The sequence below is a fragment of the Pseudomonas sp. NUPR-002 genome, assembly GCF_056322725.1.
In genome coordinates this window covers 3,621,763-3,646,129 of the sequence record NZ_CM150476.1, presented here as the reverse complement: position 1 = coordinate 3,646,129, position 24,367 = coordinate 3,621,763, and the positions used below count along the sequence as shown (strand labels likewise).

Here is a 24,367-nt window from a genome sequence, read left to right as displayed (position 1 = left end):
TCCTATGAAAACAATCTGCCTGCCGTTCTGGCGCGGGTGGCTTCTGGCTGCCTGTCTGTCCAGTAGCGCGGCCAATGCCAGTGTTGTGATTGCCACAACCCGGGTGATCTATCCCGCGAATGCCGCAGAAGTGACGGTCAGCTTGAACCACAAAGGGCAGCATCCGTCGTTGGTGCAAGCCTGGATCGATGAGGGCCAGGCAGAGGTCCCGATCGAGCAATTGCAGGTGCCGTTCAGCCTCACGCCGTCGTTGTTTCGCCTGGATCCGGGCAATGGGCAAACACTGCGCTTGTTTCAAACCGAGCACGACTTTCCCCAGGACCGCGAAGGCCTGTATTGGCTCAATGTGCTGGAAATCCCGCCAAAGGGGCAAGGCAATGCCCTGCAGGTTGCGGTGCGTTCGCGGATCAAGCTGCTGTATCGCCCCCAAGGCCTTGCTGGAACCGCAGAACAAGCGCCGCAGGCGTTGACCTGGCGTCTGCTCAAGCAGCATCAGGCATGGATGCTCGAAGCGCACAATCCCAGCCGCTATCACGTCAACCTCGCTGCGCTGGCGATCCAGACGGCAGCGGGCATGCACGAAGCCCAAAGCAGCCACCTCGCGCCAATGTCGACCCAGCTGTTTGCTTTAGAGGGGCTGGAATTGGCCGCAGCGTCTAGCGCCCGCGTGCACTTCAGCAGTGTCAATGACTACGGTGCGGTGTTGCTCCACCAACAGTCCGCCGAGGTCGTCCACCGGCACTGAGCGCGGTGGAGGCGACAGTGATGATGAAATGTTCTGCCGCGCCTGCATGGCGTACGGCCGGGGCCTTGCTGTGCCTGGCAAGCGCACTGGCAAGCAATCGACTGCATGCAGCACCGGTTGCGTTCGATCCCCGATTCCTGCAAACGGAGGGGGCGGCGGCTGTCGATGTCAGTCGTTTCCAGCATGCCGACAGCGTACCTGAAGGCGAGCAGGTGCTGGATGTTGTGGTCAATGAGCACTGGAAGGGACGCTGGTCGGTAGCCTTGCGTCAACAAGGCGATGAGCCGCAGGCCAGTCCTTGTTACAGCGGCACATTGCTGCAGGCGCTGACCATTGATCAAGCACAGCTTGGCGCTTCGGTGCGCGAGCAGTTGCAGCCGACCGACAGCTGCCTGCCATTGTCGGCGTTGGGAATAGAGGCCAGTGAGCGCCTGGATTATGGTCGCTTGCGCTTGTCGCTACAGGTCGCTCAAACGGCCTTGGTGTCGCTACCCCTGGATTATTTGCCCCCGGAGCAATGGGACAGCGGCACGCCTGCAGCGTTTGTCGACTATCGCTTGAACCTGTTCAGTCAGCGCAGCCGCATTGACGGTCAGCAGTGGAATCAATCCTTCCTGGGCTTGCGCAGTGGCCTCAACACCGGGGCCTGGTACTGGCGTCATGAAGGCTACCTGCAAGCCGGCGAGGGTATCGAGCAGCGTTACCAGGCACTGGCCAGCTATGTGCAGCGTGATATCGCCCCATGGCAAGCGCAGTTGACACTGGGCGAGGCTTACAGTCGCGGTGAGGTGTTTGACAGCATCGCCTACACCGGCGCCGGGTTAGCCAGCGACGAGCGCATGTTACCGGCATCGCAACGCGGTTTTGCCCCGACTGTCAGTGGCGTTGCCTACAGTACGGCGTTGCTGACTATCCGCCAGAATGGCGTGCTCTTGCATGAGTCAACCGTGCAGCCCGGGCCGTTCGAAATCAGTGACCTGTATGCCAACGGCTTCAGTGATGACCTGGAGGTGACCCTGACGGAAGCTGATGGCAATCAACGCACGTTCACGGTGCCGTATCAGGCAGCGCCGTTGGCCTTGCGCCCGGGCGCCCGGCGTTTTGACTTCAGCCTCGGGCGCTGGCGCGATGGTCTGGGCAACACTGGCCTGGAGCATGCCCAGGGAAGTTGGCAACAGGGCCTGAGCAATCGCTTCAGCGTACATGCCGGATTGATCGCAGCTCCAGGGTATCAATCGGCTGCGCTGGGGGGCACGCTGAACAGCCACCTGGGGGCGGTGGCCCTGACTGTACTCGGATCGCACAGCGACTCGCCAGAGCAGGAGCGCAGCGCTGGCCAGGCCGTGCGGTTGAGCTGGCGTCAAGTGCTGGCGGCGTCGCGCACCGACCTGAGCGTCAGCCTGACCAGCAGTGGTCCTGAGTACCAGGGCTTCAATGACGTTGCCCGTGCTCGGTACGAGGGCGAGCAGCACTCGCCGAACCCGCACCCGACACGCCTGAGCGCACGCGTTGCAGTCAGCCAAGGCCTGGGTGAGCAGGGGGGGCGTTTGAGCCTGCAAGCCGTGCGGACGCAGCGCTGGCAGCGGCCGGGTAGTGATTTGAGCTATTCGCTTGGCTACTTCAACCGCTATGGCGCGCTGGGCTATGGCATCACGGCCTCCCGCGAGCAATCGACGTCGGCAGGGCATCGCAATCAAATCGCCGTGACCTTGAGTCTGCCGTTGGGTGAGCGTCGGCGTGGCTCACTGTCCAGTACCTTCACCAGCAACGGCAGTGGACACAACACAACCAACACCCGCTTCAGCAGCACTGCCGGTGAGCATGGCCAGTGGGGGTATGGCCTGGGGCTGAGCACACGGCATGAATCGCAGCGCGATACCGCAGGTGTGGACGCCCAAGCGCAGTACAGCGGTGCGGGAGCACAGCTCAGTGGAACACTCAGTCAGCACCGTGACTACCAACAGGCCTCGCTGGGCGCTCGCGGGGCGTTGGTGGCACATGCCGGAGGGCTGACGGCGACCCAGTCGCTGGGCGAAAGCTTTGCCATCGTGCATGCGCCGGGCGCTGCCCGCGCACGACTCAAGCAGGCGCCGCAGGTGCAGCTGGATAGCAAGGGCTATGCGGTGCTGCCGCACCTTTTGCCGTACAGCCTCAATACCGTCGAGCTGGACCCTAAAGGCACCTCGCAAGACATCGAACTGCAACTGAGCAGCCAGCAAGTCGTGCCGCGAGCCGGTGCTGCGGCCTTGCTCTACTACCCCACACGCAGCGGGCGCAGCGCGTTGATCGACGCACGCCAGGCCGATGGCAGCGTGTTGCCCTTCGGCGCGGTGGTGCTGGATGAAACGGGCGAGGAGCTGGGGCTGGTCGGGCAGGGCAGCCGATTGCATGTGCGCGGGATCAACACGCAGGGGCGTTTGCAGGTGCGCTGGGGGGACGGCATGCAGCAGCACTGTGCCCTGAACTATCGGCTGCCTGCGGGCCAGCCGTCAGGCAATGCCCCGACCGTACTGCAGGCGACCTGTGAACAGCAGGGCAGTGATGCCGTGGAATCCTTGTTATGAGCGTTCAAGCTATCTAACCCGCCACTTATAGCCAAAACCAATCGGCAGCATGAGCTTTGCCAATGAGCATTGAGGGAATGTATTAGCTACGATTCTCCCATCAAGTTTTTCAACCCCCTGAAGGAGCGTTACTTATGCCTATCATCAACAGCCAGGTAAAACCGTTCAAAGCCACTGCTTACCACCAGGGCAAGTTTGTCGAAGTCTCCGACGCCGACCTCAAAGGCAAATGGTCTGTCGTATTCTTCTACCCGGCTGACTTCACCTTCGTCTGCCCGACCGAGCTGGGCGACCTGGCCGACAACTACGCTGAGTTCAAAGACCTGGGCGTGGAAATCTACGGCGTGTCCACCGACACCCACTTCACCCACAAAGCCTGGCACGACACCTCGGACACCATCGGCAAGATCCAGTACCCACTGATCGGTGACCCGACTCACGTCATCTCGCGCAACTTCGACGTACTGATCGAAGAAGCCGGTATCGCTGACCGTGGCACCTTCGTGATCAACCCGGAAGGTCAGATCAAGATCGTTGAACTGAACGACGGCGGTGTTGGCCGTGACGCCAGCGAGCTGCTGCGCAAGATCAAGGCTGCCCAGTACGTCGCTGCTCACCCAGGCGAAGTGTGCCCAGCCAAGTGGAAAGAAGGCGAAGCCACTCTGGCGCCATCGCTGGACCTGGTCGGCAAGATCTAAGACCGTGAGCCAGCCGAGGGCGGTGCTGCACCGCACCTGATGTTGTCACCGCCCCGCAAAACGCCCGGGCGCTTTCGCCCGGGCGTTGTTATTTCTACCGTTTGAAAAAGGAATCGCCCGTATGTTGGACGCCACGCTTAAAACTCAGTTGAAAACCTACCTGGAACGGGTCACTCAGCCGATCGAGATCGTCGCTTCCCTCGATGACGGCGCGAAGTCCCGCGAATTACGCGACCTGCTGGTTGAAATCGCCAGCCTGTCCACCCTGATTTCCTTGCGTGAGGACGGTAACGACGCCCGGCGTCCTTCGTTCTCGCTCAACCGCCCTGGGGCCGACATCAGCCTGCGCTTTGCCGGCATCCCCATGGGCCATGAGTTCACCTCGCTGGTGCTGGCACTGCTGCAGGTCGGCGGCCATCCGTCCAAGGCCAGCGCCGAACTGATCGAGCAGATCGGCGCGCTGCAAGGTGAATTCAACTTTGAAACCTACTTCTCGCTGTCGTGCCAGAACTGCCCGGACGTGGTTCAGGCACTGAACCTGATGGCGGTGCTTAACCCGAACATTCGTCATGTTGCCATCGACGGCGCGCTGTTCCAGGAAGAAGTCGAATCGCGCAAAGTCATGGCGGTACCCAGCGTGTACCTCAATGGCGAAGTGTTTGGCCAGGGCCGCATGGGCCTGGAAGAAATCGTCGCCAAGCTGGACACCAGCAGCGCTGAGCGCCAGGCGGAAAAAATCAACGCCAAAGACGCCTTCGACGTATTGGTGGTTGGCGGTGGCCCCGCCGGTGCTGCAGCGGCCATTTACGCGGCGCGTAAAGGCATCCGTACCGGTGTGGCTGCGGAGCGTTTTGGTGGGCAGGTGCTCGACACCATGGCCATCGAGAACTTCATCTCGGTTCAGGAAACCGAAGGCCCGAAACTGGCCATGGCCCTGGAAGAGCACGTCAAGCAGTACGACGTCGACATCATGAACTTGCAGCGCGGTGAAGCGCTGATCCCGGCCAGCGATGGCGGGCTGCATGAAGTACGCCTGGCCAGTGGTGCTTCACTCAAGGCCAAAACCGTCATCCTCGCCACTGGCGCGCGCTGGCGGGAAATGAACGTACCGGGTGAAAAAGAGTACCGCAGCCGTGGCGTGGCGTACTGCCCGCACTGCGACGGCCCGCTGTTCAAGGGCAAGCGCGTGGCGGTGATTGGTGGCGGCAACTCGGGTGTAGAAGCGGCAATTGATCTGGCCGGTATCGTGGCCCAGGTAACACTGATCGAGTTTGACAGCCAACTGCGTGCCGACGCGGTGTTGCAACGCAAGCTGCACAGCTTGCCGAACGTCAAGGTGATCACCAGCGCGCTGACCACCGAAGTGCTGGGTGATGGCCAGAAGGTCAGCGGCCTGCGCTACAAGGACCGCAACAGCGATGAGCTGCATGACATCGCACTGGAAGGGATCTTTGTACAGATCGGCCTGTTGCCCAACACTGACTGGCTCAAGGGCACGGTAGAGCTGTCGCCACGTGGTGAGATCATTGTCGACTCCCGTGGCCAGACCAACCTGCCGGGTGTGTTTGCTGCCGGTGATGTGACCACCGTGCCGTACAAGCAGATCGTGATTGCCGTGGGTGAGGGCGCCAAGGCTTCGCTGGCGGCGTTCGATCACCTGATTCGTGCCTGAAACACCGCAGGGCTACTGGTAGGAGCGGGCTTGCTCCGCGATGGCGATTGATCTGACACATCGCCTCGCGGGGCAAGCCCGCTCCTACCTAACCCACACACGCCCGGCGGTATTCCCCTGGCGTCACCCCATAAGCCTGTTTGAACTGCCGGTTCAAATGGCTCTGATCCGAAAACCCCAAAGCAAAGGCCACGTTGAACGGCAGGCAGTCGTTCTTCAGCAGTTCCCGTGCGCGACTCAGGCGCCGCTGTTTGAGCCAGGCATGCGGAGGCAAACCGGTGGCCTGGCGAAACACCCGGGCGAAGTGGAAAGGTGAAAGATTGACCGCACTGGCCAGATCCTGCAGTGACGGTGGGTCGGCCAGGCAGCTTTCCATCAGCTCTTTGGCTCGTGCCACGGCGCAGGGTTCGTTGCCAGGCTCGCGCGGGCTACCGATGCGGGCATGGCGGTGCACCAGCATCAGCACGGCCTCGCGCCACGCGCTCTGTTGCTCCAGGTCACTGGCACCCTGTTCAGCCAGGCAGTGCAGCCAGTTGAACGCCTTGGCCAGTTGCGGATCGTGCAGCACGCTGGCCTCGAAGCGCGGCAGGCCGTCGCGTTTGATATCCAGCTCATCCAGCACACCGGTGATACGTTCACCTTGTGGGTACAAGCCACGATAACGCCAGCCCTGTTCATGGGCCTTGGCGCCGGTGTGCATTTCATCGGGGTTGATCAGCACCATGCTGCCCACCGCCGCCACATGATCGCTGCCACGATGCCAGAAACGCTGGGCACCCGAGGTGATGATGGTGATCGCATAGCCTTCATGCACATGCGGCGCAAAGCGTTGCTGGAAATATCGAGCGTGAAGCATCTCGACATCTCCCAGCGCCGGCGCTTGCCAGAAGTGGGTCTGTTCCTGCGGTGCTGCGTTCATGGGCTGCCGTTCAACCACCAGCGAAAGACGAAAAAGAACATCATGCTCACCAGCATGCTGATCAAGGTGCTGCGGGTCAACAGCACCAGCACCACGGCCACCACTGAACCGAGCAAGTACGGGTTGCTCAGGCTCAGGTCGAGTTGATGACCAGGCAGGAAAATGATCGGCCCACAGATGGCGGTCAACATACCCGGCACGGCAAAACCGAGAAATTGCCGGGCGTTGGAGCTCAGGCGCAGCGGCAAGCGTGGTTCAAGGAATGCGTAGCGGTTGAGAAATACCAGCAGGCCCATCCCGACAATCAAGGCAAAGATCATGAGCGTGCTCCGCTGAATTTCTGGCAGATGAAACCGGCGCTCATGCCCAGCAGGCCGGCTGCCACCAGGCCGGTTTCCCAGTGCCAGAAGCTGAACAGCACAGAGCTGAACAACGACACCGCAACGCACACCACGGTGGGCAGATTGCGCACCAGCGGGGCGATCAGGGCAACAAAGGTGGCGACGATGGAGAAATCCAGGCCCAACTGGTCGAGGTGCGGGATGTTTTGGCCAAGAATAATGCCCGCCAGGGTGAACAGGTTCCAGGCGATGTAGAAGGTCAGGCCAACGCCTAACGCATACCAGCGGTTGAACTGCTGTTGGTCGTACTGGCTGGTGAGAGCAAAAAACTCGTCAGTGAGCAAGAATCCCAGGCCCAGCCGCCAGCGGGTAGGCAGCCCTGACAGTACCGGGCGCATCGACAGGCCGTAGAGCAGGTGCTGGGAGGTCAGCAGCAGGGTAGTCAACAGGATCGAGAACAGGTTCGCTCCGCCTTTGAGCATGCCAATGGCCACCAGCTGTGCCGCCCCGGCGAAAACGATGGCCGACAGCCCCTGGCCTTCCCAAGGGGTGAGGTTGGCTTCGATGGCCATTGAGCCGGCGAGTAGCCCCCAGGGGGCGACCGCCAAAGACAATGGCAGGATGGCGATTGCGCCGCGGGTAAAGGCCTGGCGGGCGAAGGGTGGGCTGGACATGGCTATCTGCAACAACTGGAAAAGGTTGCACAGCATGCCAGAGCTGCGCGCAGGTGACTTGAACGATCTTGCTGTTCAGGCTCACCTGGCGCCAGGGCGGGTCAAAAATGCTTGCTGAGCAGACGTTGGCGTACGGCAAAGCAACCGTTCAGATCAACCGCTTTTTGCCAGTAACGCTGGCGTTGATCGGGTTGGCTGTTGCCCTGCAAACGGTAGATTTCGGCCTGGAAGTCGCGTTGGCGTCCCCATTGCAGGGCCAGGCCCTGAGGTTGTTCGGGATTGCACAGCAGACGCTCGGCCGGTTGCGGGTAATAGGAGGCGTAGCGGTTGGCTATGGCCTGGACATGCTCAAGGTTTTTGCCAAACGCCGTGCTGTCACGGTAGTCGGTGCACCAGGCTTCGATCCCCAGTGCCGCGGGTGCAAAACCCTGCGCAAGGCTGGTTTGCAGTAGCGGGCAAGCGGCAACTGGAATCTGCTCGGTGGGCAGGTAGGTCATGTAATACAACGCCAGGCGATAACGGGCGACCGGATGGTCCAGCTCCACGGCTTTGGTCAGCAGGCTGACGGCAGGGGTGAGGGTTCGCCCAAGAGCTTGCCCCTGTTGCGCCAGGTCCTGGTCGGTGGAGCTGGTCTTGAGGCTGAAGCTGTCGGCCTGATGTTCGGCTTGCTCCAGCAGTGTCACGGCCTGGCGATACAGCAGGTCGGCGTGCGGGTCGATGCGCAAGCCGTCAGCCAGCGCGCAGCCGGGCACCAATATGGCTAATAAGAAGGAGCAGAGGCGTGCACGCAACCGGGTAAAGCCTGAGGAGGGCACTGCTTGAGGGCTGGGCATCAATTGAATAACGGTACGCTGAGGTTCAGGGTTCAATCCAACTGTCCATAGTAGGGTTCGAAGGGGCCTGGGCAAAGGCGACCATTCTAACCTTTGTAGGGGCGTTCTCGAAAGCCACGCAACATGGTGTCCAAGTGATGACTGGCCGGTAGGAGCGGGCTTGCCCCGCGATGCGATTTATCTGGCACATCGCATCGCGGGGCAAGCCCGCTCCTACCGGGCAAGCCTTAGGACCAAAATGTCCGAAGGTTGTAAAACAGCCCTGCCAAGGCGATCACCAGCAGCATCGCGCCGCTGGCCAGGCCGATCAGCCGCTGATGTTGTGGGCTCGCCAAGGTGCTGGTCAGCAGAATGTACGCCGCCAGAATCGCCATATCGAGAATCACCCAAACCAGCGAAAGCAGTAACAGGCTGTGGCTTGTCTGGCTGGTGATGTGGATGAACTGCGGGAAAAAGGCCATGAAGAACAGGATGTCTTTCGGGTTCGACAAGCCGATGGCAAAGCCTTTCCACAGGCCTCCACGCACGCGGTCAGGCGGCGCAACGTCCGCGTTGGGTGTCAGTGCCTGACGCAGGCCGCTAATGGCCAGGTAACCGATGAACAGGCAGCCCACCACACTCAGCGCACTGAGCACATGGGGGGCGATCACCGCACTGGTAAGAATCAGGCTGGCGGCCAGTGCGATCAGCACCAGCGAGGCACCGTTGGTGCCGACGGCGGTCCACAGCGCCTGGCGGCGGCCAGTGCTGGCGGCTGTGTTGACCACCAGGGCAACCACCGGGCCGGGCGTGGCAATCAGCAGCAAAACGGTCAGTGCGTAGGTCAGGAGCAGGGCGGTGTTCATTGGCAGGCTCGGTGGTCGTCAGGTGTGTGGGCATTTTCGGCAGCCCCCCGCGCCTTGTAAAACGACTGTTGCTATGGCTTTCTATTAGTCCTGCTCATGCCTCAGGTGGCCTATGTCCGAACGTATTCCTGCATTGCTGGCCTTAAGGGCGTTCGAGGTGGCCGCGCGTTATGGCTCCTTTACCCGCGCCGCTCAGGAACTGGCGCTGACCCAAGGGGCTATCAGTCACCACATCAAAACCCTCGAAGGTTTGTTTGGCTGCGCCTTGTTTGAACGCCGTGGCCCTAAACTGTCGCTGACCGAGTCCGGGCGGGTATTGGCGCAAGAGTTGAAAGTAGGCTTCAAAATTATCGACAACGCCTGCGCGCTGCTGAAAAAGGAGCGCAACAGCATTCGCCTGAAAGCACCTTCGACCCTGACCACCCGCTGGCTGCTCGGGGTACTGGAGGGCTATCGTCAGTCGGTGCCAGCCAGCCATGTGCAACTGTCCAGCGTGTGGATGGACATCGACAGTGTCGATTTCTACAGCGAGCCCTATGACGCCGCGATGCTCTTGGCTGACGGCCGTTTTGCCGCCGATGTCGACAGCCTCAAGCTGTTCGATGAGTGGTTGCTGCCGGTGTGCAGTCCTGGTTATCAGGCAACGCTCGGGCCAGGGCTGGACGGCCTGCAACGCGCTGATTACCTGCACTGCTCGGCAGACCGCCGCGACTGGCGGCGTTGGCTGGCGCGCCTCGGTGCGTCGCCCGCCGGGCTTGAACGTGGTCAACTGTTCGATACCCTGGATCAAGGCATGTCGGCGGCCCAGCAAGGTGCGGGGGTTGCGGTGGTCGACCTGTTGCTGGCCAGCACAGAACTTGCCGCCGGGCGCCTGGTGCCGCCGTTGCCGCAGGCGGTGTCGACCGGCGAGGGCTATTACCTGACTTGGCTCAAATCCAGCCCACAGGCCCGACAGATTCAGGCACTGGGTCATTACCTGCTGGCGCAAGTGCCGCAACTGCCTGCCCAGGGCTACGACTATTTGTATGACTAATACTCGATACGGCTGCTCGGCCGCTGCGGTGCTGGGGTAGAATCGCAGCACAGATCAGGTGGTTCAGAGGTTGTAGTGGTGGAGTTACAGCAGGGCTTTGTCCTGACCCGACATTGGCGCGATACCCCGGCAGGGACCTGCGTCGAGTTCTGGTTGGCCACCGACCAAGGCCCGCGTCGCTTGCGCGTGCCGCTGCAAACCTCTGTGGCTTTCATCCCGGCGACGCACCGCCAGCAGGCACAGACGGTGTTGCGCAGTGAACGCGGGGTAGCGTTACGCCCGCTTGAACTGCGCGATTTTGAGCAGCGCCCGGTGATGGGCTTGTACTGCCGCCAGCATCGCCAGTTGATCCAGCTGGAAAAGCGCCTGCGTGCTGCCGGGGTGCAGGTTTACGAAGCCGATATCCGCCCGCCCGATCGCTACCTGATGGAGCGTTTCATCACCGCCCCGGTCAGTTTCAGTGGCACGCCCGATGAGCAGGGCGTGGTGCAGGATGCCTTGCTCAAACCGGCGCCCGACTACCGGCCAACGCTGAAGCTGGTGTCGCTGGACATCGAAACCACCGAACGCGGCGAATTGTATTCGATTACCCTTGAGGGCTGCGGCCAGCGCCAGGTGTACATGCTTGGCCCGGCCAATGGCGATGACCGCGAGGTGGATTTCGACCTGGACTACTGTGACAGTCGGGCGCAGTTGCTCGAGCGCCTGAATCAATGGCTGGCGCAGCATGATCCGGACGCGATCATCGGCTGGAACCTGGTGCAGTTCGACCTGCGCGTGTTGCAGGCCCACGCCGAGCAGTTGCAGGTTCCCCTGTGCCTGGGCCGCGACGGTGAGCCGATGGAGTGGCGCGAACACGGCAGTCGCACGCATTTCTTTGCCGGGGCCAGTGGCCGTTTGATCATCGATGGCATCGAGGCGTTGCGCTCGGCGACCTGGAGCTTTCCTTCGTTCAGCCTGGAAAACGTAGCGCAAACCCTGCTCGGTGAAGGCAAGGCCATTGATACCCCGTATCAGCGCATGGATGAAATCAATCGCATGTTTGCCGAGGACAAACCGGCCCTGGCACGCTACAACCTCAAGGACTGCGAGCTGGTCACGCGGATCTTCGCCAAGACCGAACTGCTGACCTTCCTCCTGGAACGGGCGACGGTCACCGGTTTACCGGCTGATCGTAGTGGTGGTTCAGTCGCTGCCTTCGGCCACTTGTACATCCCGCTGATGCATCGCCAGGGCTTCGTCGCGCCCAATCAAGGTGAGCGCCCGGAAGAGGCGAGCCCCGGCGGCTTTGTCATGGACTCGCGGCCCGGCTTGTACGAGTCGGTGCTGGTGCTGGACTACAAGAGCCTGTACCCCTCGATCATTCGCACCTTTCTCATCGATCCGCTGGGGTTGGTCGAGGGGCTGCGTGAACCGGGTGACGCCACCTCGGTTCCGGGTTTTCGTGGTGCGCGCTTTTCGCGCCTTCATCACTGTTTGCCCGCGATCGTCGAACGCGTCTGGCAGGGGCGCGAGACCGCTAAGCGCGAAAAGAATGCGCCGTTGTCGCAGGCCTTGAAGATCATCATGAACGCCTTCTACGGCGTGCTCGGTTCCAGTGGCTGCCGTTTCTTCGACCCGCGTCTGGCCTCATCGATCACCCTGCGCGGCCACGAGATCATGCGCCGCACCCGCGAGTTGATCGAAGCTCAGGGTTATACAGTGATCTACGGCGATACCGACTCCACCTTTGTCTGGCTCAAGAGCGCGCACAGCGAGGCTGATGCCGATGCCATCGGCCGCCGTCTGGTGCAGCAGGTCAATCAATGGTGGTGCACACATTTGCGCGACACTTACGATCTGGACAGCGCCCTTGAGCTGCAATACGAGACGCACTACAAGCGCTTTCTGATGCCCACCATCCGCGGTGCCGAAGAAGGCAGCAAAAAGCGCTACGCCGGGTTGGTGCAGCGTAACGACGGGCGCGATGAAATGGTCTTCAAGGGCCTGGAAAGTGTCCGTACCGACTGGTCGCCATTGGCGCGCCAATTCCAGCAGGAACTGTACGAACGCATTTTCCGTCGGCAACCCTACCAGGCTTACCTGCGCGAATACGTGCGTCAGACCCTGGCCGGCGAGCTGGATGAATTGTTGGTTTACCGCAAGCGCCTGCGCCGCCCGCTGGCGGACTATCAGCGCAACGTTCCGCCGCATGTGCGGGCAGCGCGCATGGCTGATGACTTCAACCAGCGTCAGGGGCGGCCACGGCAGTACCAGAATGGCGGCTGGATCAGCTATGTGATCACCGTGGCCGGCCCGGAGCCGCTGGAAACCCGCCATTCAGCCATCGACTATGACCACTACCTGACCCGCCAACTGCAACCGGTGGCCGATGCCATTCTGCCGTTTGTGGAGGATGACTTTACGGCGCTGATCGATCGGCAGATGGGGTTGTTTTAGCGGTTGCTGTTACATCGCCCCGCGGGGCTAGCACGCGCCTACGGGCGGGCTAGCCACAGGGCGGCCATCAGCCAGGCGGCGGCTGCCAGCGCGGTGATGGTGCGCACATGGTTCCAACGATTCCAGCTGGGTACGTAGCGGTGCCAGGCCGCCGCCGCTTCACTGCTGGCCGGGTCGAGGCGGGCCAGGGCCTGGTTTTTCGGCACGTTGAACAGCAGGGTGACGACGATGTTGCCGGCCAGGTACAGGGCACTGCCGATGGCCATGCACAGGCTGCCCGGCAGTGGCCAGCGCTGATACGCCCAGATCAGCAGGCCGATGCTGGTGGCTGCGGTGCCGAGGAACAAGGCCAGGAACAGGCGATTGAGCACCACCTTGTTGATCGACTGCATGGCCGTTACCGCACTCTGTTCCGGGATGCGCTCCAGGGCGGTCATGACAAAGTTGGAGAAGGCGAAGAACAACCCGCCCATCAGGCCGCAACCCAAGGCTGTGGCAAGGATCAGCAACAACAGCAGGGTATCGACAATGCTCATGGTCCGCTCCTTTAGATCAGCTATCCTCAGAATCAGATGTCAGCCTGTTCTGGTCAGGGTCAAGGCCTTACATGGAAATCGGAAGTTACCTTTGACTTGTCCACGGATTTCGTCCTGTAGTTTAGGCTCGCACCTCGGATCTTTCGTCGCGATCTGTAGTCTTTGATGCATGGAAATTGAAGGAGATGCGCATGCTCGTACGGTCACTGACCCTTGCCACCTTGTTGGCCATAGCCGGCCCCGTCCTCGCTGACGATGCCCCCTTGAACCAGGACCTGTACAAGTCCCGCCCTTTGATAGTCATTGCGCCAAGCACCGCCGACCCGACCCTGCGCGGTTTGAACGAAGCGCTCAAAGACCCGGCCACCAAGAAAGCCTTCGATGACCGCAGCCTGGTGCTCTACAGCGTTGCCGGCATGATCGGCAAGCGCGATGACAAAAACCTTGAGCAGCAAACCACCATGGCCTTGATCCGCGAACTGAGCCTGGGTGCACGCAATGGCACCCAGGTGATTCTGGTCGGCAAGGACGGCCAGAAACATGAGATCAAGCATGACGGCTCGGTCGAGCCCCAATCGATTTTCGATGCGGTAGACGCCTTGCCGGCGGAAGAGAAGGCCATCGTTGCGCCTACCGTGGCCGAGAAAAAGCAGGCCGACGCCAAGCCGGCTGCCGATGCCAAACCCGGCAAACCGGCTAAGCCTGCCAAACCGGCGGCACCGCCCAAGCCGCTGGAAGACTGAAGTTAATCAACGGCCACGGGCAAAGTGCTCGATGGCCAGGACATAGCCGTGGGTGCCGAACCCCGCCAGCACCGCCTTGGCCACCAGCGAGACGTAGGAGTGGTGACGGAAGGCTTCACGGCGATGGACATTGGAAATGTGTACTTCGATCACCGGCACTTCGGCGGCCATCAACGCATCGTGGATCGCCACTGAGGTGTGGGTCCACGCGCCGGGGTTGATGACGATGCCATCGACTCGGCCGCGCGCCTGGTGAATCCAGTCGATCATCTGCCCTTCATGGTTGGTCTGCGCAAATTCCAGCGTCAGGTGCAGCCGCTCGGCAGTCTGCTGGCATAGCTGCTCAAGGTCGGCCAGGGTTTCGTGGCCATAGACCTCGGGCTGGCGCAGGCCAAGCATGTTCAGGTTTGGGCCGTTGAGTACAAGCACGTTCGTCATGCAGGCAAGGTTCCGTTCAATGGAGTGGTGAGAGAGGCGGGTGTCAGAGGCTGCTGGTGTCGATGGTCTGGCCGCTGAGCGCGGCCTGGCTGATCGCTTCGACGATCTGTAGGTTGCGCAAGCCGTCGCGCACACTGACCAGGGGCTGGACGTCACCGCGAATCACCTGGCAGAAGTGCGCTAATTGACGCTGGAGCGGATCGACCGCTTGCAGAGGCGCAACGGCGGTGCTGAAGGGCGTCCACCAGGAGCGCTGTTCGGGGTGTTCGTAGTACTTCAGACGCATGCTCGGGATCGACAGCGAGCCACGGGTGCCAGCCAGCACATAGCAGTCTTCATCGGTGTAGCGGGGGTAATCGAGGTTTTCCCCGGCGGTTTGTTCCCAACTGCGGGCGCTGGCGGCGGTGTCGGAGAGCAGAAAGGTACCCAGGGCACCTCTGGCAAAGCGCAGACTGATTGCCACGGTGTCTTCCACGGCAAAGCCGCGGGTAGCGTTGGAGGCCTGAGCTTGCACAGCGACAATCTCACCGCACAGCGAACGCAGGTTGCCGATTTCGTGAATCATGTTGATCAGTACCGGTCCGCCGCCGGGTTGGCAACGCCAGGGCGCGCTGTCGAAGTAATCGGCAGGCTTGTAGAACAGCGCGCTGCCCATCACCGCGACCAGATCCCCGAGCACGCCTTCGCTGATCAGCTCGCGGGCCTTATCGAGAATGGCACTGTGCGCGCGGTGATGCCCCACCAGCAGCCGCGCTTGGCGCTGCTCAGCGATGGCCAGTAGCCGTTTGCCTTCCTCAAGGCTGTGGGCCACCGGCTTTTCAATCAGCGCCGCCACGCCTTGTTCGACACAGGTCAGTGCACCTTGCACATGCAGTTGATTAGGGGTGGCGAGAATGACGCCGTCCGGGCGTTGCTCGCTGAACAACGCTTGCAGCGATGGATACACCGGCACCCCAGTCAATTCCCCCAACGTTGTGGTGGCAGGCGCAGGGTCGACCAGCGCGCACAGCTGGCAGTCGCCGCTGGCCTGGATCAGTTCAATGTGGCGACGGCCGATCAGGCCGGCGCCGGCAACGGCGATGCGTAAGGGGATCATGGCACTCTCGTTGTTCTTGTAGGACAAGGCAGACCGCAGCGGCGGTTTTGTGAGAGGCTAATAAAAAACGCTGGGGAGATAATCGGGCTGAATGAAGAATCAGAATGCGCTGATAGCGAATAATGATCCGTTGCTGCGCGACCTGCAGTTGTTCTGCGAGGTGGCCCGGCGTTCCAGCTTCATTGGCGCGGCCACCGAGATCGGCCTGTCGCCTGCGCATGTCAGCAAGCGCATCGCCACCCTGGAAGCGCTGTTGGGGGTGAAGCTGTTCAACCGCACCACGCGGCGGGTGAACATCACCAGCGACGGTGAGGCGGCGTTTGTCTGGGCGCAGAAGATCCTGGAAAACGTTGAGTCGATGTTCGACGCGCTGTCCGAAGCGCACAGTGAACCGCGTGGCACCCTGCGGATCAGCACCAGTTTGCGCCTGGGCCGTGAGCATGTGGCGCCGATTCTCTCGCTGTTGCGCCATCGACACCCGCAGTTGGATATCTGGCTGGAGTTGATGGACCGCCGGGTGGACCTGATTGGCGAGAACTTCGACATCGATATTCGCGTGGGGGAGGTGCAGGAAAAGCACCTGATCGCCCACCGCATCGCCGAGAACAAACGGGTGCTGGCGGCGAGCCCCGACTACCTGGCGCGGCGTGGCACGGTCCGGGTGCCGGCAGAACTGGCGCAGCACGATTGCCTGCTGTTTCGCAGCCGCGATGACCGCTTCGGCGTGTGGCGCCTGGTCGGGCCGCAAGGCGCCGAGACGGTCAAAGTCACCGGGCCCATGGCTGCCAACCACAGCGATATCGTCCGCCAGTGGGCGCTGGATGGGCACGGCATCATCATGGCGTCTTACTGGGACCTGGTCAGTAACCTGCAGGAGGGGTCATTGGTGCGGGTGTTACCGGCGTACTACCAGCCCGCAGACGTCTGGGCGGTGACGGCGGCGCGCTCGAGCAGTTCGGCCAAGGTGCGCAGTTGCGTGGCGTTTCTGCGTGAACAGCTGGCCGAGGGGCCTTATGCATTGGCGCTAGGCGGGTAAGCGGCCGCGCTCCTGGTCCGGCACCAGGAGCGGGCAGGGCATGGGTCAGTCGCCGGCTTGAGCCTGCAACAACCATTGCCCCTCAACCTCGCGGACCAGGCCGCTGGCCAGCAGCAAGGGCGCCAGGCGTTTGCGCAGCTCGGGTTCGACGAAGGCGCGCAGGGTGTCCATGTCCAGCGTGCCCAGTGGCGACAGCTCGACCTTGGTGTACGACAGCCAGGCTTTTTTCAGCACCAGCAGCACGTCGCTGCCAGCGGTGGTGGCAAAGCGTCGATGCACGCTCTGGCCTTCAAGCACGAAAGTGTGTGCGTGCTCGAAACCCGCTTCATCACCGCCAGCCGCCAGGCAGCGGCTGCAACGGCACGGGCCGTCGCCGAAGGCTTTGAGCAGGTAAGTGTTGAAATCCACCACGGGCTTGAGGCTCAGGCGCTTGTCGACTTCAAACAAATCGGCGATCAGGGGTTGTTCAGCGGTCAATGTGTTGTCCCAGAATAGTCTTGGCGGGGGCGCACAATACCAGTCTTTGCGCCTGCCGGATGTCGAAGTGCACGGGATTTTTCCTCGACACTCTATTACCCTATGCGGCCGCGTGCGTCAGTAGACGCCGATCTTTGTCGTTGGAGTTCAAGCATGTACAACTACACAGCCACCGTGACCGTCAGCGACGATCTGCACGAAGATGTCGAAGCGGTGGAGAACGTCGCGATTCGGGTCGGCCTGGAGGCCGTGACCGAGACGCTGAAGAAGGTGCATTTCGTTGGCACCCTGGCGGCCCCCGACAAGGCGACGCACATCTGTGTGACCCTGGACAACGGCCTGAGCTACTACGGCCCGATCGTCAACGGCCACGCTGAGCTGGAAGGCGGCTGGATCGCTTTTGAATGCGACATGCTCACCCCGCAGGAATTGGGGCTGTAACCCGGGCCTGAGTATCAGCCGGGGGCGGGAAGGCAAAGCGTTGCCCTGTTCGAACGCATGCGCATTGAATGCGCGATGCAGCAAAAGCCCATGACCTGTTCATGGGCTTTTGCTGTGCAGAACGGTACTATCGGCAACGCTTTCCCTCCAAAACAACAATCAGGAAGCTTATGAATAACCCCCTGTTGTCCATTCAGGAACTGGCCGCCCCCGAGGGCGTCTGTTACGGCTGCGGTTGCTCCCACCCAAGCGGTCTGCACTTGCAAAGCCATTGGGATGCCGACGGTATTCATCTGGTCTGCCGACACTCGCCCGACAGCACCTTTCTCGGCTGGCCCGGGCTGGTCTACGGTGGCCTGCTGGCCATGCTGGTCGATTGCCATTCCAACTGGACGGCCATGGCCTATCACTACCGCGCCGAAGAGCGCGAGCCGGGGAGCCTGCCACGCATCGACTGCGTCACCGGGCAACTCAACCTGACCTACCTCAAACCCACGCCGATGGGCGTCGAGCTGCTGCTCAAGGCCCGGGTCGAAGGTGAGCCAGGGCGCAAGAGCCGGGTGATCTGTGAGGTCTGGGCCGGCGATGTGCTGACCGTGAGTGCCGACTCGGTGTTCGTGCGGGTCGACACCGAGAAGCTCAAGCACAAGGCCCACGGTCAGGCCTGAGGCAACCCCTAACGCAGGCGCGGGATCATCTGCCCGATGACATCCAGCACGGCATGCGCCAGCGCTTGCGAGCGTTGGCCATTCCAGCCGGTGACCGGGTTGGGTGCATCGTTGTGGTCCTTGAACGGCATCTCCAGGGTCAGTGACAGGCACTCATAAGCCTGACCGACACTGTTGGCCCCCAGGGTCAGGTTGGCCTGGCCCGGGGCCGAGCGTGGGTAGCCGTGAACCTGCTGGAAGTCGGCCGTGCGTGCGCACAGGCTGTCGCGGAAGGTTTTTTCCAGCTCGGCCAGGCGCGGGGTGAAGCCGGGGTTGCCTTCGCAGCCTGCGGTGAACACATGAGGAATTTCCTCGTCGCCATGCACGTCGAGGAACAGGTCGACACCGTGCTGTTTCATTTGCACCTGGGCAAACAGTACTTCCGGACTTTTCTCGGTGCTTGCGTTCTGCCAGGCACGGTTGAGGTCCTGGCCCGCCGCATTGGTACGCAGGTGGCCGCGTAGCGCGCCATCGGGGTTCATGTTGGGGATCAGGTACAGGTCGGCCTCCTGCAGCAGGGCCTGCACGCCAGCGTCATTGCTTTGCAGACGGTTGATCACGCCTTCCATGAACCACTCGGCCATGTGTTCGCCGGGGTGCTGCTGGGCAATGATCCAGATCTTGCGTTTGCCGTCGGCACCGTCACCGGCGCGCAGCAACGGGATGTCGCGGCCTTCGACACTGCGCCCGGTGGCCAGCAGGGTGACGCCAGGCAGGCTGCGGGCGCGCTCGATCAGTTGATTGTGGCGGGCGCGGGGGTAGGGTTCGAAGTAGGCGAACCAGGCCTGTGGTTGCTCAGCGTCGAGGGCAAAGCTCAGGGCCTTGCCGTCAAACGCGGTAGGCACACGAAACCACTGCTGTTGATCGTACGACGCTACCGCCTGATAACCCGTCCAGGCTTCGTTGTAAGACGACTGACCGGCATTCTCCAGAACAAAGCTGTGGCGCTGGCCTGGGGTCAGGCCGCTGGCTTTGAAGTGAAACCACTGAAAATGATCGCTGTGCGTATCAGGCCGAATCGCCAGCAGTGTGCGGCGTGGGTCACTGGCGTCATTGATCAGGATATTGCCGGAATCGAAATCGCAGTCGATGTGCAAAGGGGGCAGCGTCACACTCATCACCAGGCTCCTGTAGAGTTGTTGTGACCCTCACTCTACACGTCTGGCTCAGGACCAGAAACCGATCGCTGCCAGTGCTGCCATGACAAGCCCGATGGCTACCGAGCAGCCGCCGACCGACAATGCCGCGCCGGCCTGACGGTACCAGGCGTCGTGGCCCAGTTGCCGGGCCGGCGCCAACAGCGTGCGCCAGCGCAGTTCGGTGGCGTGGAATGCTTCACGATGCTCGGGCGCGGCGTCCAGCCAGCGACGAAAGTCGATGCGCTCGCTGGCGGTAACCTGCGGGCTTTGCAAGCGTACATACCACTGGCCAGCGCGACTGGCCAAGGCGTCATGCGTTGGGCGTACGCTCTGCAGGGCCTGGTTCATGTGGCGCTCTATGGACAGTGCGGGCAGGTCCAGGCGTTTGGCGATGTCAGCAAAGCTCAGTTGGTCAAGGCGGCTGAGGAGGAACACTTGTTGTACACGGCGTGGCAGCTTTTTCAGTTGCTCCAGCATGGCGTCGTCGGCCAGGTCTTGCGTGTGCGGGTGATGCTCAAGGGGCAGCAACAGACGGGTCATGTACAAGCTCCTTGCTGAAGAGAGGGAAGAGGGGGCATCGTCCGTGACGCAGCACTAGATTAATCGTAACGAGATTGATTCTCAAGTGCTAATTCTGCAAAGCAGCGTACGCGGCTTCACCATGCGACATTCCTTTGCTATCATCGCGGCCATTCAAGCAACACCCGCCTTCATTAGCCTGAAGAGCCAAAAAAAAGACCCGGCAAAAAGCCGGGTCAAAAACCGTGATTAGCCTGATGAGGAGATAATCTGAGAGTCCGACCTAAGGGCTTTCAGCTTATCCAACCAGTCTCGCGACCAGTTGTGAGCAATAATAATCGTTATCATTTGCAAGTCAAATGATTTTTTCTCCCATTCCGTAAAAAACTTTTACCGAATGCGCCCCCTCGTTCAACCAACGGCTCTGCTGCCGTTGTTGCAGCGACATTCACGCTTATCTCCCACGCAGTAAATTAACTTCGCGGATCAGTGGCGGGCAGGTGTTCGAGCACCGCTTTGGCCATGTTGATCATGTGCACCACCGTCAACGCCAGGTCGCGCTGCATGCCCTGCAAGCCACTGGCCGACTCTTGTGCCGTGGCTGCGGCGCAGCGCAGTAGCTGGGTTGCATGTTCGGTGGCCTGGGCGTCGTCGAGGCCTTCGCGCGGCACCAGCCAGCAGTCTGCTAGCGGCTCGGTGGGCGGGCTGGGGTTCAAGTAGAAATCCAGTGCGCGCCGGGCGGCATCGCTGCTGCTCAGCGATTCGTTGTCCAGGGGGATGTCCTTTTCAGAGGTGGGGTGTCTCATGCGGCTACCTGCCTTGTGGGTGAACAATTTAGCGTCGTGCGCGATATTAATACGTTTTGTAGTTGCTACTAATCTTTAAATACTACAATTTGTGTATTGAGCGCCGAAGGGCAGTCCGTATCGTGCCAGCGATGGATAATTGGACTGATCTGGTTAAAACCAGAATGCGTGAACTGAAGATCACGCAGGAAAACCTCGCCGAACGAATCGGCGTCACTCAAGGCGCCGTAGGCCATTGGCTGCGCGGCGGTCGTGAGCCCAAACTGCGGGTGCTCAACCAGATTCTGGTGGAAGTGGGGTTCCCGCCACTGCGCATGGTCTATCCGCATCAACTGCGCGAAGACAGCGCGGCGTATGGTGACAGTGCCTTCCCCGGAGCGGTAACCGGTGCTGACGGCCAGCGGTACGAATTGTATTTTCGCTATCCGATTCTGCGCTGGGACAGCCTCGATGAAACCCCGGCAGACGCCGGCGACTGCCAGTCAAGCGACCATGCGGCGTTGGGGCGGGGCTTCTGGTTGCGGGTGGAAAGCGACGCGATGACCGCGCCGGTGGGCTTGAGTGTGCCGCAAGGTATGCTGATTCTGGTCGATACCGGCCAAAGCGCGGCGCCGGGCAAGCTGCTGATTGCCCGCGCATCCGACAGCAGCGCGGTGGTGTTTCGGCAATTGATCGAAGAGGGTGGTCAGCGCTATCTCAAGCCGCTGAACCCGACCTATCCCAAGGCGTTGTTCACCGAGCAGACGCAAGTGCTCGGTATCGTCGTACAAGTGCTGTTGAAACTGTAGGAGCGGGCTTGCCCCGCGAGGCGATGTGACAGAAAGATCGCTATCGCGGGGCAAGCCCGCTCCCACAGGTGGTGCAAGACAGTTGCCACCCGGAATTACCCGGTCCTACGCCTCTTCCAGCTCCACCAACACGGTCCCTTCGCTGACCATCTCACCTTCCTGGCAAAACAGCGCCTTGACGGTCCCGGCCTGTGCTGCACGGATGCTGTGTTCCATCTTCATGGCTTCGAGCACCACCAGCGCGGTACCTGCTTCAACCTGTTGGCCTGGCTCTACCAGCACTCGCACGATGCTGCCGTTCATAGGCGCGCTGAGGCCGCCCTGATGACTGTGGCTGGCATCGGCTTCGGCAATCGGGTCGTAGGCGGTTACGGCGTGCAGCTCGCCTTGCCACTGCAGGTACAGCGTATTGTCGCGGCGGATCGCCAGGTGGCGCTGACGCATACCCTCGGCATCAACCTGCAACTGCTCGCCGACCAGGGTGAACGGCGAGGCGCTGGCGCGCACCAGGCTCAGGGCCTGATTCTGGCCCTCGCAGTTCAGGTGCAGGCTGATCTGCGCAGGTACCCCGGCACGGAAACCGTTGGTAGCAGCCCACGGTGAATGGCGGTCATCCTGGCGTGCTGTCAGCGGCTGGCTCTGGATGAATGCCTCACCCGCCGCCTGCCAGAACAGCGCAGACAACGGCTGCGCAGGCGGCAGCAATTGTTCCTGGTAACGCGGAATGAAGCCGGTATCCAGCTCAGCGTCGGCAAAGGCCGGGTGCGCGAGGATGCGGCGCAGGAAGGCAATGTTGGTCTTCAAACCGCCAATGGCGAATTCGTCGAGCATGGCCAGCAAGCGCAGGCGAGCCTGTTCGCGGGTTTCTCCCCAGGCAATCAGTTTGCCGAGCATCGGGTCGTAGAACGGCGAAATGCTGTCGCCCTCACTGACCCCGCTGTCGACCCGGCGTCCTTCACCGGGGGCCGACTCGCGGTACAGCGCAAGATGTCCGGTCGCTGGCAGGAAGTCGTTGGCGGGGTCTTCGGCATACAGGCGCACTTCAATGGCATGGCCGTTGAGCGGCACCTGGTCCTGGGTGATCGGCAAGCGCTCACCGCACGCCACGCGGATCTGCCAGGCCACCAGGTCAAGGCCGGTGATGGCTTCGGTAACCGGGTGTTCAACTTGCAGGCGGGTGTTCATCTCCATGAAGAAGAATTCGCCACGTGCGTCGAGCAGGAACTCCACGGTGCCCGCACCGACATAACCGATGGCTTGGGCAGCCTTGACCGCCGCCTCACCCATGGCTTGGCGTTGGGCGCTGCTCAGGCCCGGGGCAGGGGCCTCTTCAACGACTTTCTGGTGACGGCGCTGGATCGAGCAGTCGCGTTCGTTGAGGTACAGGCAGTTGCCGTGTTGGTCGGCGAACACCTGAATCTCGACGTGGCGTGGCTTGAGTACGTACTTTTCCACCAGCATCCGCGCATCGCCGAACGACGACTGTGCTTCACGCTGGGCCGAGGCCAGGGCTTCGGCCAGCTGGCTTTCGCTTTCCACGACCTTCATGCCTTTGCCGCCACCGCCAGCGGTGGCTTTGAGCAGCACCGGGTAGCCAATGCGCTCGGCGGCAGCGCGGAAAGTTTCCAGGTCTTGGGCTTCGCCGTGGTAACCGGGCACCAACGGTACTCCGGCGGTTTCCATCAAGGCTTTGGCCGCCGATTTGCTGCCCATGGCGTCGATGGCGCTGGCCGGTGGGCCGAGGAAAATCAGCCCGGCCTGTTCGATGGCGCGGGCAAAACCGGCGTTTTCCGAGAGAAAGCCATAGCCCGGGTGAATCGCCTGGGCGCCGCTGGCTTTGGCTGCTGCCAGCAGTTTGTCGATGTCCAGGTAGCTTTCAGCGGCTTTGGCGCCGCCCAGGTCAACACGGATGTCGGCTTCGCGGCTGTGCCGGGCATCACGGTCGATGGCGCTGTGCACGGCAACGGTGGTCAGACCCAGGGCTTTGGCTGTGCGCATGACGCGGCAGGCAATTTCGCCACGGTTGGCAACCAGCAGGGTGGTCAACGGGGTGCGGGTCATGAGCGCGGCTCCTTGTTCGACGGTTCGGCCTGCCAGGCCGGGCTGCGTTTTTCCAGAAAAGCGCGCAAACCTTCCTGTCCCTCGGGGCTGACACGGATGCGGGCGATGGCGTTCTCGCAATAGCGGCGCAACGCTGGGGTCAGCTCACCGTGACCCACTTCGCGCAGCAGCTCTTTGCTGGCACGCATGGCTTGGGGGCTGTTGAGTAGCAGGTTGGAAATCCACTGTTCGAGCGCCTGTTCAAGCTCGGCGGCCGGATAGGCCTCTGCCAGCAGGCCCAGCTCGCGGGCACGCTCGCCACTGAAGCGTTCGGCGGTGATTGCATAGCGCCGTGCCGCGCGCTCGCCCATGGCCTGGACCACGAACGGGCTGATCACCGCAGGGGCCAAGCCAATACGCACTTCCGACAGACACAGCTGCGCGTCAGTGGTGCCGATGGCCATGTCGCAGCAACTGATCAGACCCAGCGCACCGCCGAAGGCTGCACCCTGAACCACCGCCAGGGTCGGCACCTTGAGCTTGGCCAGGTTGTACATCAGTTCGGCCAGCTCGCGGGAATCGTCGAGGTTGCTGTTGTAATCCAGTGCCGCAGACTGCTGCATCCAGGCCAGGTCGGCGCCAGCGCTGAAGTGCCGGCCACGGCCACGCAGCAAGACAAAGCGCAGGCTGCTGTCGGCACCGATCTGGTCGATGGCCAGGATCAGCTCGCGGATCATCTGGGCGTTGAAGGCGTTGTTCTTGTCTTCCCGGCTCAGCCACAGGGTGGCGAAACCACGGGGGTCCTTGATCAGCTCAAGGGTAGTGAAGTCGCTCATGG

Annotated in this window: 25 protein-coding genes; 11 read left to right on the top strand and 14 right to left on the bottom strand. The window is 61.7% G+C overall.

Annotation, left to right across the window (positions count from 1 at the left end; all coding sequences use genetic code 11):
* Positions 1 to 4: 4 nt before the first annotated feature.
* From ACVWSC_RS16340 to ahpF, 4 genes are all read left to right on the top strand, one after another.
* Positions 5 to 745 carry a fimbrial biogenesis chaperone gene (locus ACVWSC_RS16340; RefSeq protein WP_442107826.1) on the top strand — a complete coding sequence of 247 codons (741 nt, stop codon included), beginning with the start codon at positions 5 to 7 and terminating at the stop codon, positions 743 to 745.
* A 20-nt stretch (positions 746 to 765) separates the two neighbouring features.
* Entirely contained in the window at positions 766 to 3,309 is a 2,544-nt protein-coding gene (locus ACVWSC_RS16335) for a fimbria/pilus outer membrane usher protein (RefSeq protein ID WP_442107824.1), read from the top strand.
* 134 nt (positions 3,310 to 3,443) lie between these two features.
* Positions 3,444 to 4,007 (top strand): alkyl hydroperoxide reductase subunit C, encoded by a 564-nt coding sequence (gene ahpC, locus ACVWSC_RS16330; RefSeq protein WP_128325693.1) that lies wholly within the window; start codon positions 3,444 to 3,446, stop codon positions 4,005 to 4,007.
* A 121-nt stretch (positions 4,008 to 4,128) separates the two neighbouring features.
* Entirely contained in the window at positions 4,129 to 5,679 is a 1,551-nt protein-coding gene (gene ahpF / locus ACVWSC_RS16325) for an alkyl hydroperoxide reductase subunit F (RefSeq protein ID WP_442107821.1), read from the top strand.
* Positions 5,680 to 5,767: 88 nt separating this feature from the next.
* On the opposite strand, the gene ACVWSC_RS16320 is transcribed toward ahpF, so the two are convergent.
* The 5 genes from ACVWSC_RS16320 to ACVWSC_RS16300 form a co-directional block, all read right to left on the bottom strand.
* On the bottom strand, positions 5,768 to 6,598 hold the full coding sequence (locus ACVWSC_RS16320; RefSeq protein WP_442107819.1) for a helix-turn-helix transcriptional regulator: 831 nt from the start codon (positions 6,596 to 6,598) through the stop codon (positions 5,768 to 5,770).
* Positions 6,595 to 6,918, bottom strand: a complete 324-nt coding sequence (locus ACVWSC_RS16315) for an AzlD domain-containing protein (RefSeq protein WP_442107817.1) — start codon at positions 6,916 to 6,918, stop codon at positions 6,595 to 6,597. Before ACVWSC_RS16315 ends, ACVWSC_RS16320 begins: the two co-directional genes overlap by 4 nt.
* Positions 6,915 to 7,613, bottom strand: coding sequence for an AzlC family ABC transporter permease (locus ACVWSC_RS16310; protein ID WP_442107815.1), 699 nt, complete (start codon positions 7,611 to 7,613; stop codon positions 6,915 to 6,917). Before ACVWSC_RS16310 ends, ACVWSC_RS16315 begins: the two co-directional genes overlap by 4 nt.
* A gap of 101 nt (positions 7,614 to 7,714) precedes the next feature.
* On the bottom strand, positions 7,715 to 8,365 hold the full coding sequence (locus ACVWSC_RS16305; protein ID WP_442107813.1) for a sel1 repeat family protein: 651 nt from the start codon (positions 8,363 to 8,365) through the stop codon (positions 7,715 to 7,717).
* A gap of 308 nt (positions 8,366 to 8,673) precedes the next feature.
* Positions 8,674 to 9,291, bottom strand: a complete 618-nt coding sequence (locus ACVWSC_RS16300) for a LysE family translocator (protein WP_442107811.1) — start codon at positions 9,289 to 9,291, stop codon at positions 8,674 to 8,676.
* Positions 9,292 to 9,403: 112 nt separating this feature from the next.
* Here ACVWSC_RS16300 and ACVWSC_RS16295 point away from each other — a divergent pair, with 112 nt between their 5' ends.
* Both ACVWSC_RS16295 and ACVWSC_RS16290 read left to right on the top strand, forming a co-directional pair.
* On the top strand, positions 9,404 to 10,324 hold the full coding sequence (locus ACVWSC_RS16295; RefSeq protein WP_442107809.1) for a LysR substrate-binding domain-containing protein: 921 nt from the start codon (positions 9,404 to 9,406) through the stop codon (positions 10,322 to 10,324).
* A 78-nt stretch (positions 10,325 to 10,402) separates the two neighbouring features.
* Positions 10,403 to 12,763, top strand: coding sequence for a DNA polymerase II (locus ACVWSC_RS16290; protein WP_442107807.1), 2,361 nt, complete (start codon positions 10,403 to 10,405; stop codon positions 12,761 to 12,763).
* Positions 12,764 to 12,801: 38 nt separating this feature from the next.
* Here the strand turns inward: ACVWSC_RS16290 and ACVWSC_RS16285 are convergent, their stop codons facing one another.
* Positions 12,802 to 13,299: an anthrone oxygenase family protein gene (locus ACVWSC_RS16285; protein WP_442107805.1), complete on the bottom strand. Its 498-nt coding sequence runs from the start codon at positions 13,297 to 13,299 to the stop codon at positions 12,802 to 12,804.
* Between the two features lie 191 nt (positions 13,300 to 13,490).
* Between ACVWSC_RS16285 and ACVWSC_RS16280 the strand changes: the two genes are divergently transcribed.
* The gene (locus ACVWSC_RS16280) at positions 13,491 to 14,042 is read left to right on the top strand and encodes a DUF4174 domain-containing protein (RefSeq protein ID WP_442107803.1); all 552 of its coding nucleotides are present in this window, start codon (positions 13,491 to 13,493) and stop codon (positions 14,040 to 14,042) included.
* A 6-nt stretch (positions 14,043 to 14,048) separates the two neighbouring features.
* Here the strand turns inward: ACVWSC_RS16280 and aroQ are convergent, their stop codons facing one another.
* Together aroQ and ACVWSC_RS16270 are read right to left on the bottom strand one after the other, a co-directional pair.
* Positions 14,049 to 14,480 carry a type II 3-dehydroquinate dehydratase gene (aroQ, locus tag ACVWSC_RS16275; protein WP_442107801.1) on the bottom strand — a complete coding sequence of 144 codons (432 nt, stop codon included), beginning with the start codon at positions 14,478 to 14,480 and terminating at the stop codon, positions 14,049 to 14,051.
* Positions 14,481 to 14,523: 43 nt separating this feature from the next.
* Complete coding sequence (locus ACVWSC_RS16270; protein WP_442107799.1) at positions 14,524 to 15,576, bottom strand: Gfo/Idh/MocA family protein; 1,053 nt, start codon at positions 15,574 to 15,576, stop codon at positions 14,524 to 14,526.
* A 91-nt stretch (positions 15,577 to 15,667) separates the two neighbouring features.
* On the opposite strand from ACVWSC_RS16270, the gene ACVWSC_RS16265 reads away from it, so the two are divergent.
* Positions 15,668 to 16,612 (top strand): LysR family transcriptional regulator, encoded by a 945-nt coding sequence (locus ACVWSC_RS16265; RefSeq protein ID WP_442107797.1) that lies wholly within the window; start codon positions 15,668 to 15,670, stop codon positions 16,610 to 16,612.
* Between the two features lie 45 nt (positions 16,613 to 16,657).
* Here the strand turns inward: ACVWSC_RS16265 and ACVWSC_RS16260 are convergent, their stop codons facing one another.
* Positions 16,658 to 17,089, bottom strand: coding sequence for a hypothetical protein (locus tag ACVWSC_RS16260; RefSeq protein ID WP_442107795.1), 432 nt, complete (start codon positions 17,087 to 17,089; stop codon positions 16,658 to 16,660).
* A gap of 153 nt (positions 17,090 to 17,242) precedes the next feature.
* On the opposite strand from ACVWSC_RS16260, the gene ACVWSC_RS16255 reads away from it, so the two are divergent.
* Both ACVWSC_RS16255 and ACVWSC_RS16250 read left to right on the top strand, forming a co-directional pair.
* A complete protein-coding gene (locus ACVWSC_RS16255; protein WP_128325072.1) occupies positions 17,243 to 17,530 on the top strand; it encodes a hypothetical protein in 288 nt (95 codons plus the stop codon).
* Positions 17,531 to 17,700: 170 nt separating this feature from the next.
* Positions 17,701 to 18,198 (top strand): PaaI family thioesterase, encoded by a 498-nt coding sequence (locus ACVWSC_RS16250; protein ID WP_442107792.1) that lies wholly within the window; start codon positions 17,701 to 17,703, stop codon positions 18,196 to 18,198.
* Between the two features lie 8 nt (positions 18,199 to 18,206).
* On the opposite strand, the gene ACVWSC_RS16245 is transcribed toward ACVWSC_RS16250, so the two are convergent.
* The 3 genes from ACVWSC_RS16245 to ACVWSC_RS16235 form a co-directional block, all read right to left on the bottom strand.
* On the bottom strand, positions 18,207 to 19,355 hold the full coding sequence (locus ACVWSC_RS16245; protein ID WP_442107790.1) for a M14 family metallopeptidase: 1,149 nt from the start codon (positions 19,353 to 19,355) through the stop codon (positions 18,207 to 18,209).
* A 48-nt stretch (positions 19,356 to 19,403) separates the two neighbouring features.
* Positions 19,404 to 19,916 (bottom strand): DUF4880 domain-containing protein, encoded by a 513-nt coding sequence (locus tag ACVWSC_RS16240; protein WP_442107788.1) that lies wholly within the window; start codon positions 19,914 to 19,916, stop codon positions 19,404 to 19,406.
* A 452-nt stretch (positions 19,917 to 20,368) separates the two neighbouring features.
* On the bottom strand, positions 20,369 to 20,701 hold the full coding sequence (locus ACVWSC_RS16235) for a DUF6124 family protein (protein WP_442107786.1): 333 nt from the start codon (positions 20,699 to 20,701) through the stop codon (positions 20,369 to 20,371).
* A 164-nt stretch (positions 20,702 to 20,865) separates the two neighbouring features.
* On the opposite strand from ACVWSC_RS16235, the gene ACVWSC_RS16230 reads away from it, so the two are divergent.
* Positions 20,866 to 21,489 carry a S24 family peptidase gene (locus ACVWSC_RS16230; protein WP_442107784.1) on the top strand — a complete coding sequence of 208 codons (624 nt, stop codon included), beginning with the start codon at positions 20,866 to 20,868 and terminating at the stop codon, positions 21,487 to 21,489.
* Positions 21,490 to 21,594: 105 nt separating this feature from the next.
* Here ACVWSC_RS16230 and ACVWSC_RS16225 read toward each other — a convergent pair whose 3' ends face one another.
* Together ACVWSC_RS16225 and ACVWSC_RS16220 are read right to left on the bottom strand one after the other, a co-directional pair.
* Positions 21,595 to 23,550: an acetyl/propionyl/methylcrotonyl-CoA carboxylase subunit alpha gene (locus ACVWSC_RS16225; protein WP_442107782.1), complete on the bottom strand. Its 1,956-nt coding sequence runs from the start codon at positions 23,548 to 23,550 to the stop codon at positions 21,595 to 21,597.
* Positions 23,547 to 24,365 (bottom strand): gamma-carboxygeranoyl-CoA hydratase, encoded by an 819-nt coding sequence (locus ACVWSC_RS16220; RefSeq protein ID WP_442107780.1) that lies wholly within the window; start codon positions 24,363 to 24,365, stop codon positions 23,547 to 23,549. Before ACVWSC_RS16220 ends, ACVWSC_RS16225 begins: the two co-directional genes overlap by 4 nt.
* Positions 24,366 to 24,367: the final 2 nt, after the last annotated feature.

What these genes read in the sequence shown, in the direction of transcription:
- ACVWSC_RS16340 (WP_442107826.1), top strand. Translation starts at nt 5, where the DNA reads ATGAAAACAATCTGCCTGCCGTTCTGGCGCGGGTGGCTTCTGGCTGCC.
- ACVWSC_RS16335 (WP_442107824.1), top strand. Translation starts at nt 766, where the DNA reads ATGATGAAATGTTCTGCCGCGCCTGCATGGCGTACGGCCGGGGCCTTG.
- ahpC (WP_128325693.1), top strand. Translation starts at nt 3,444, where the DNA reads ATGCCTATCATCAACAGCCAGGTAAAACCGTTCAAAGCCACTGCTTAC.
- ahpF (WP_442107821.1), top strand. Translation starts at nt 4,129, where the DNA reads ATGTTGGACGCCACGCTTAAAACTCAGTTGAAAACCTACCTGGAACGG.
- ACVWSC_RS16320 (WP_442107819.1), bottom strand. Translation starts at nt 6,598, where the DNA reads ATGAACGCAGCACCGCAGGAACAGACCCACTTCTGGCAAGCGCCGGCG.
- ACVWSC_RS16315 (WP_442107817.1), bottom strand. Translation starts at nt 6,918, where the DNA reads ATGATCTTTGCCTTGATTGTCGGGATGGGCCTGCTGGTATTTCTCAAC.
- ACVWSC_RS16310 (WP_442107815.1), bottom strand. Translation starts at nt 7,613, where the DNA reads ATGTCCAGCCCACCCTTCGCCCGCCAGGCCTTTACCCGCGGCGCAATC.
- ACVWSC_RS16300 (WP_442107811.1), bottom strand. Translation starts at nt 9,291, where the DNA reads ATGAACACCGCCCTGCTCCTGACCTACGCACTGACCGTTTTGCTGCTG.
- ACVWSC_RS16295 (WP_442107809.1), top strand. Translation starts at nt 9,404, where the DNA reads ATGTCCGAACGTATTCCTGCATTGCTGGCCTTAAGGGCGTTCGAGGTG.
- ACVWSC_RS16285 (WP_442107805.1), bottom strand. Translation starts at nt 13,299, where the DNA reads ATGAGCATTGTCGATACCCTGCTGTTGTTGCTGATCCTTGCCACAGCC.
- ACVWSC_RS16280 (WP_442107803.1), top strand. Translation starts at nt 13,491, where the DNA reads ATGCTCGTACGGTCACTGACCCTTGCCACCTTGTTGGCCATAGCCGGC.
- aroQ (WP_442107801.1), bottom strand. Translation starts at nt 14,480, where the DNA reads ATGACGAACGTGCTTGTACTCAACGGCCCAAACCTGAACATGCTTGGC.
- ACVWSC_RS16270 (WP_442107799.1), bottom strand. Translation starts at nt 15,576, where the DNA reads ATGATCCCCTTACGCATCGCCGTTGCCGGCGCCGGCCTGATCGGCCGT.
- ACVWSC_RS16265 (WP_442107797.1), top strand. Translation starts at nt 15,668, where the DNA reads ATGAAGAATCAGAATGCGCTGATAGCGAATAATGATCCGTTGCTGCGC.
- ACVWSC_RS16255 (WP_128325072.1), top strand. Translation starts at nt 17,243, where the DNA reads ATGTACAACTACACAGCCACCGTGACCGTCAGCGACGATCTGCACGAA.
- ACVWSC_RS16250 (WP_442107792.1), top strand. Translation starts at nt 17,701, where the DNA reads ATGAATAACCCCCTGTTGTCCATTCAGGAACTGGCCGCCCCCGAGGGC.
- ACVWSC_RS16245 (WP_442107790.1), bottom strand. Translation starts at nt 19,355, where the DNA reads ATGAGTGTGACGCTGCCCCCTTTGCACATCGACTGCGATTTCGATTCC.
- ACVWSC_RS16240 (WP_442107788.1), bottom strand. Translation starts at nt 19,916, where the DNA reads ATGACCCGTCTGTTGCTGCCCCTTGAGCATCACCCGCACACGCAAGAC.
- ACVWSC_RS16235 (WP_442107786.1), bottom strand. Translation starts at nt 20,701, where the DNA reads ATGAGACACCCCACCTCTGAAAAGGACATCCCCCTGGACAACGAATCG.
- ACVWSC_RS16230 (WP_442107784.1), top strand. Translation starts at nt 20,866, where the DNA reads ATGCGTGAACTGAAGATCACGCAGGAAAACCTCGCCGAACGAATCGGC.
- ACVWSC_RS16225 (WP_442107782.1), bottom strand. Translation starts at nt 23,550, where the DNA reads ATGACCCGCACCCCGTTGACCACCCTGCTGGTTGCCAACCGTGGCGAA.
- ACVWSC_RS16220 (WP_442107780.1), bottom strand. Translation starts at nt 24,365, where the DNA reads ATGAGCGACTTCACTACCCTTGAGCTGATCAAGGACCCCCGTGGTTTC.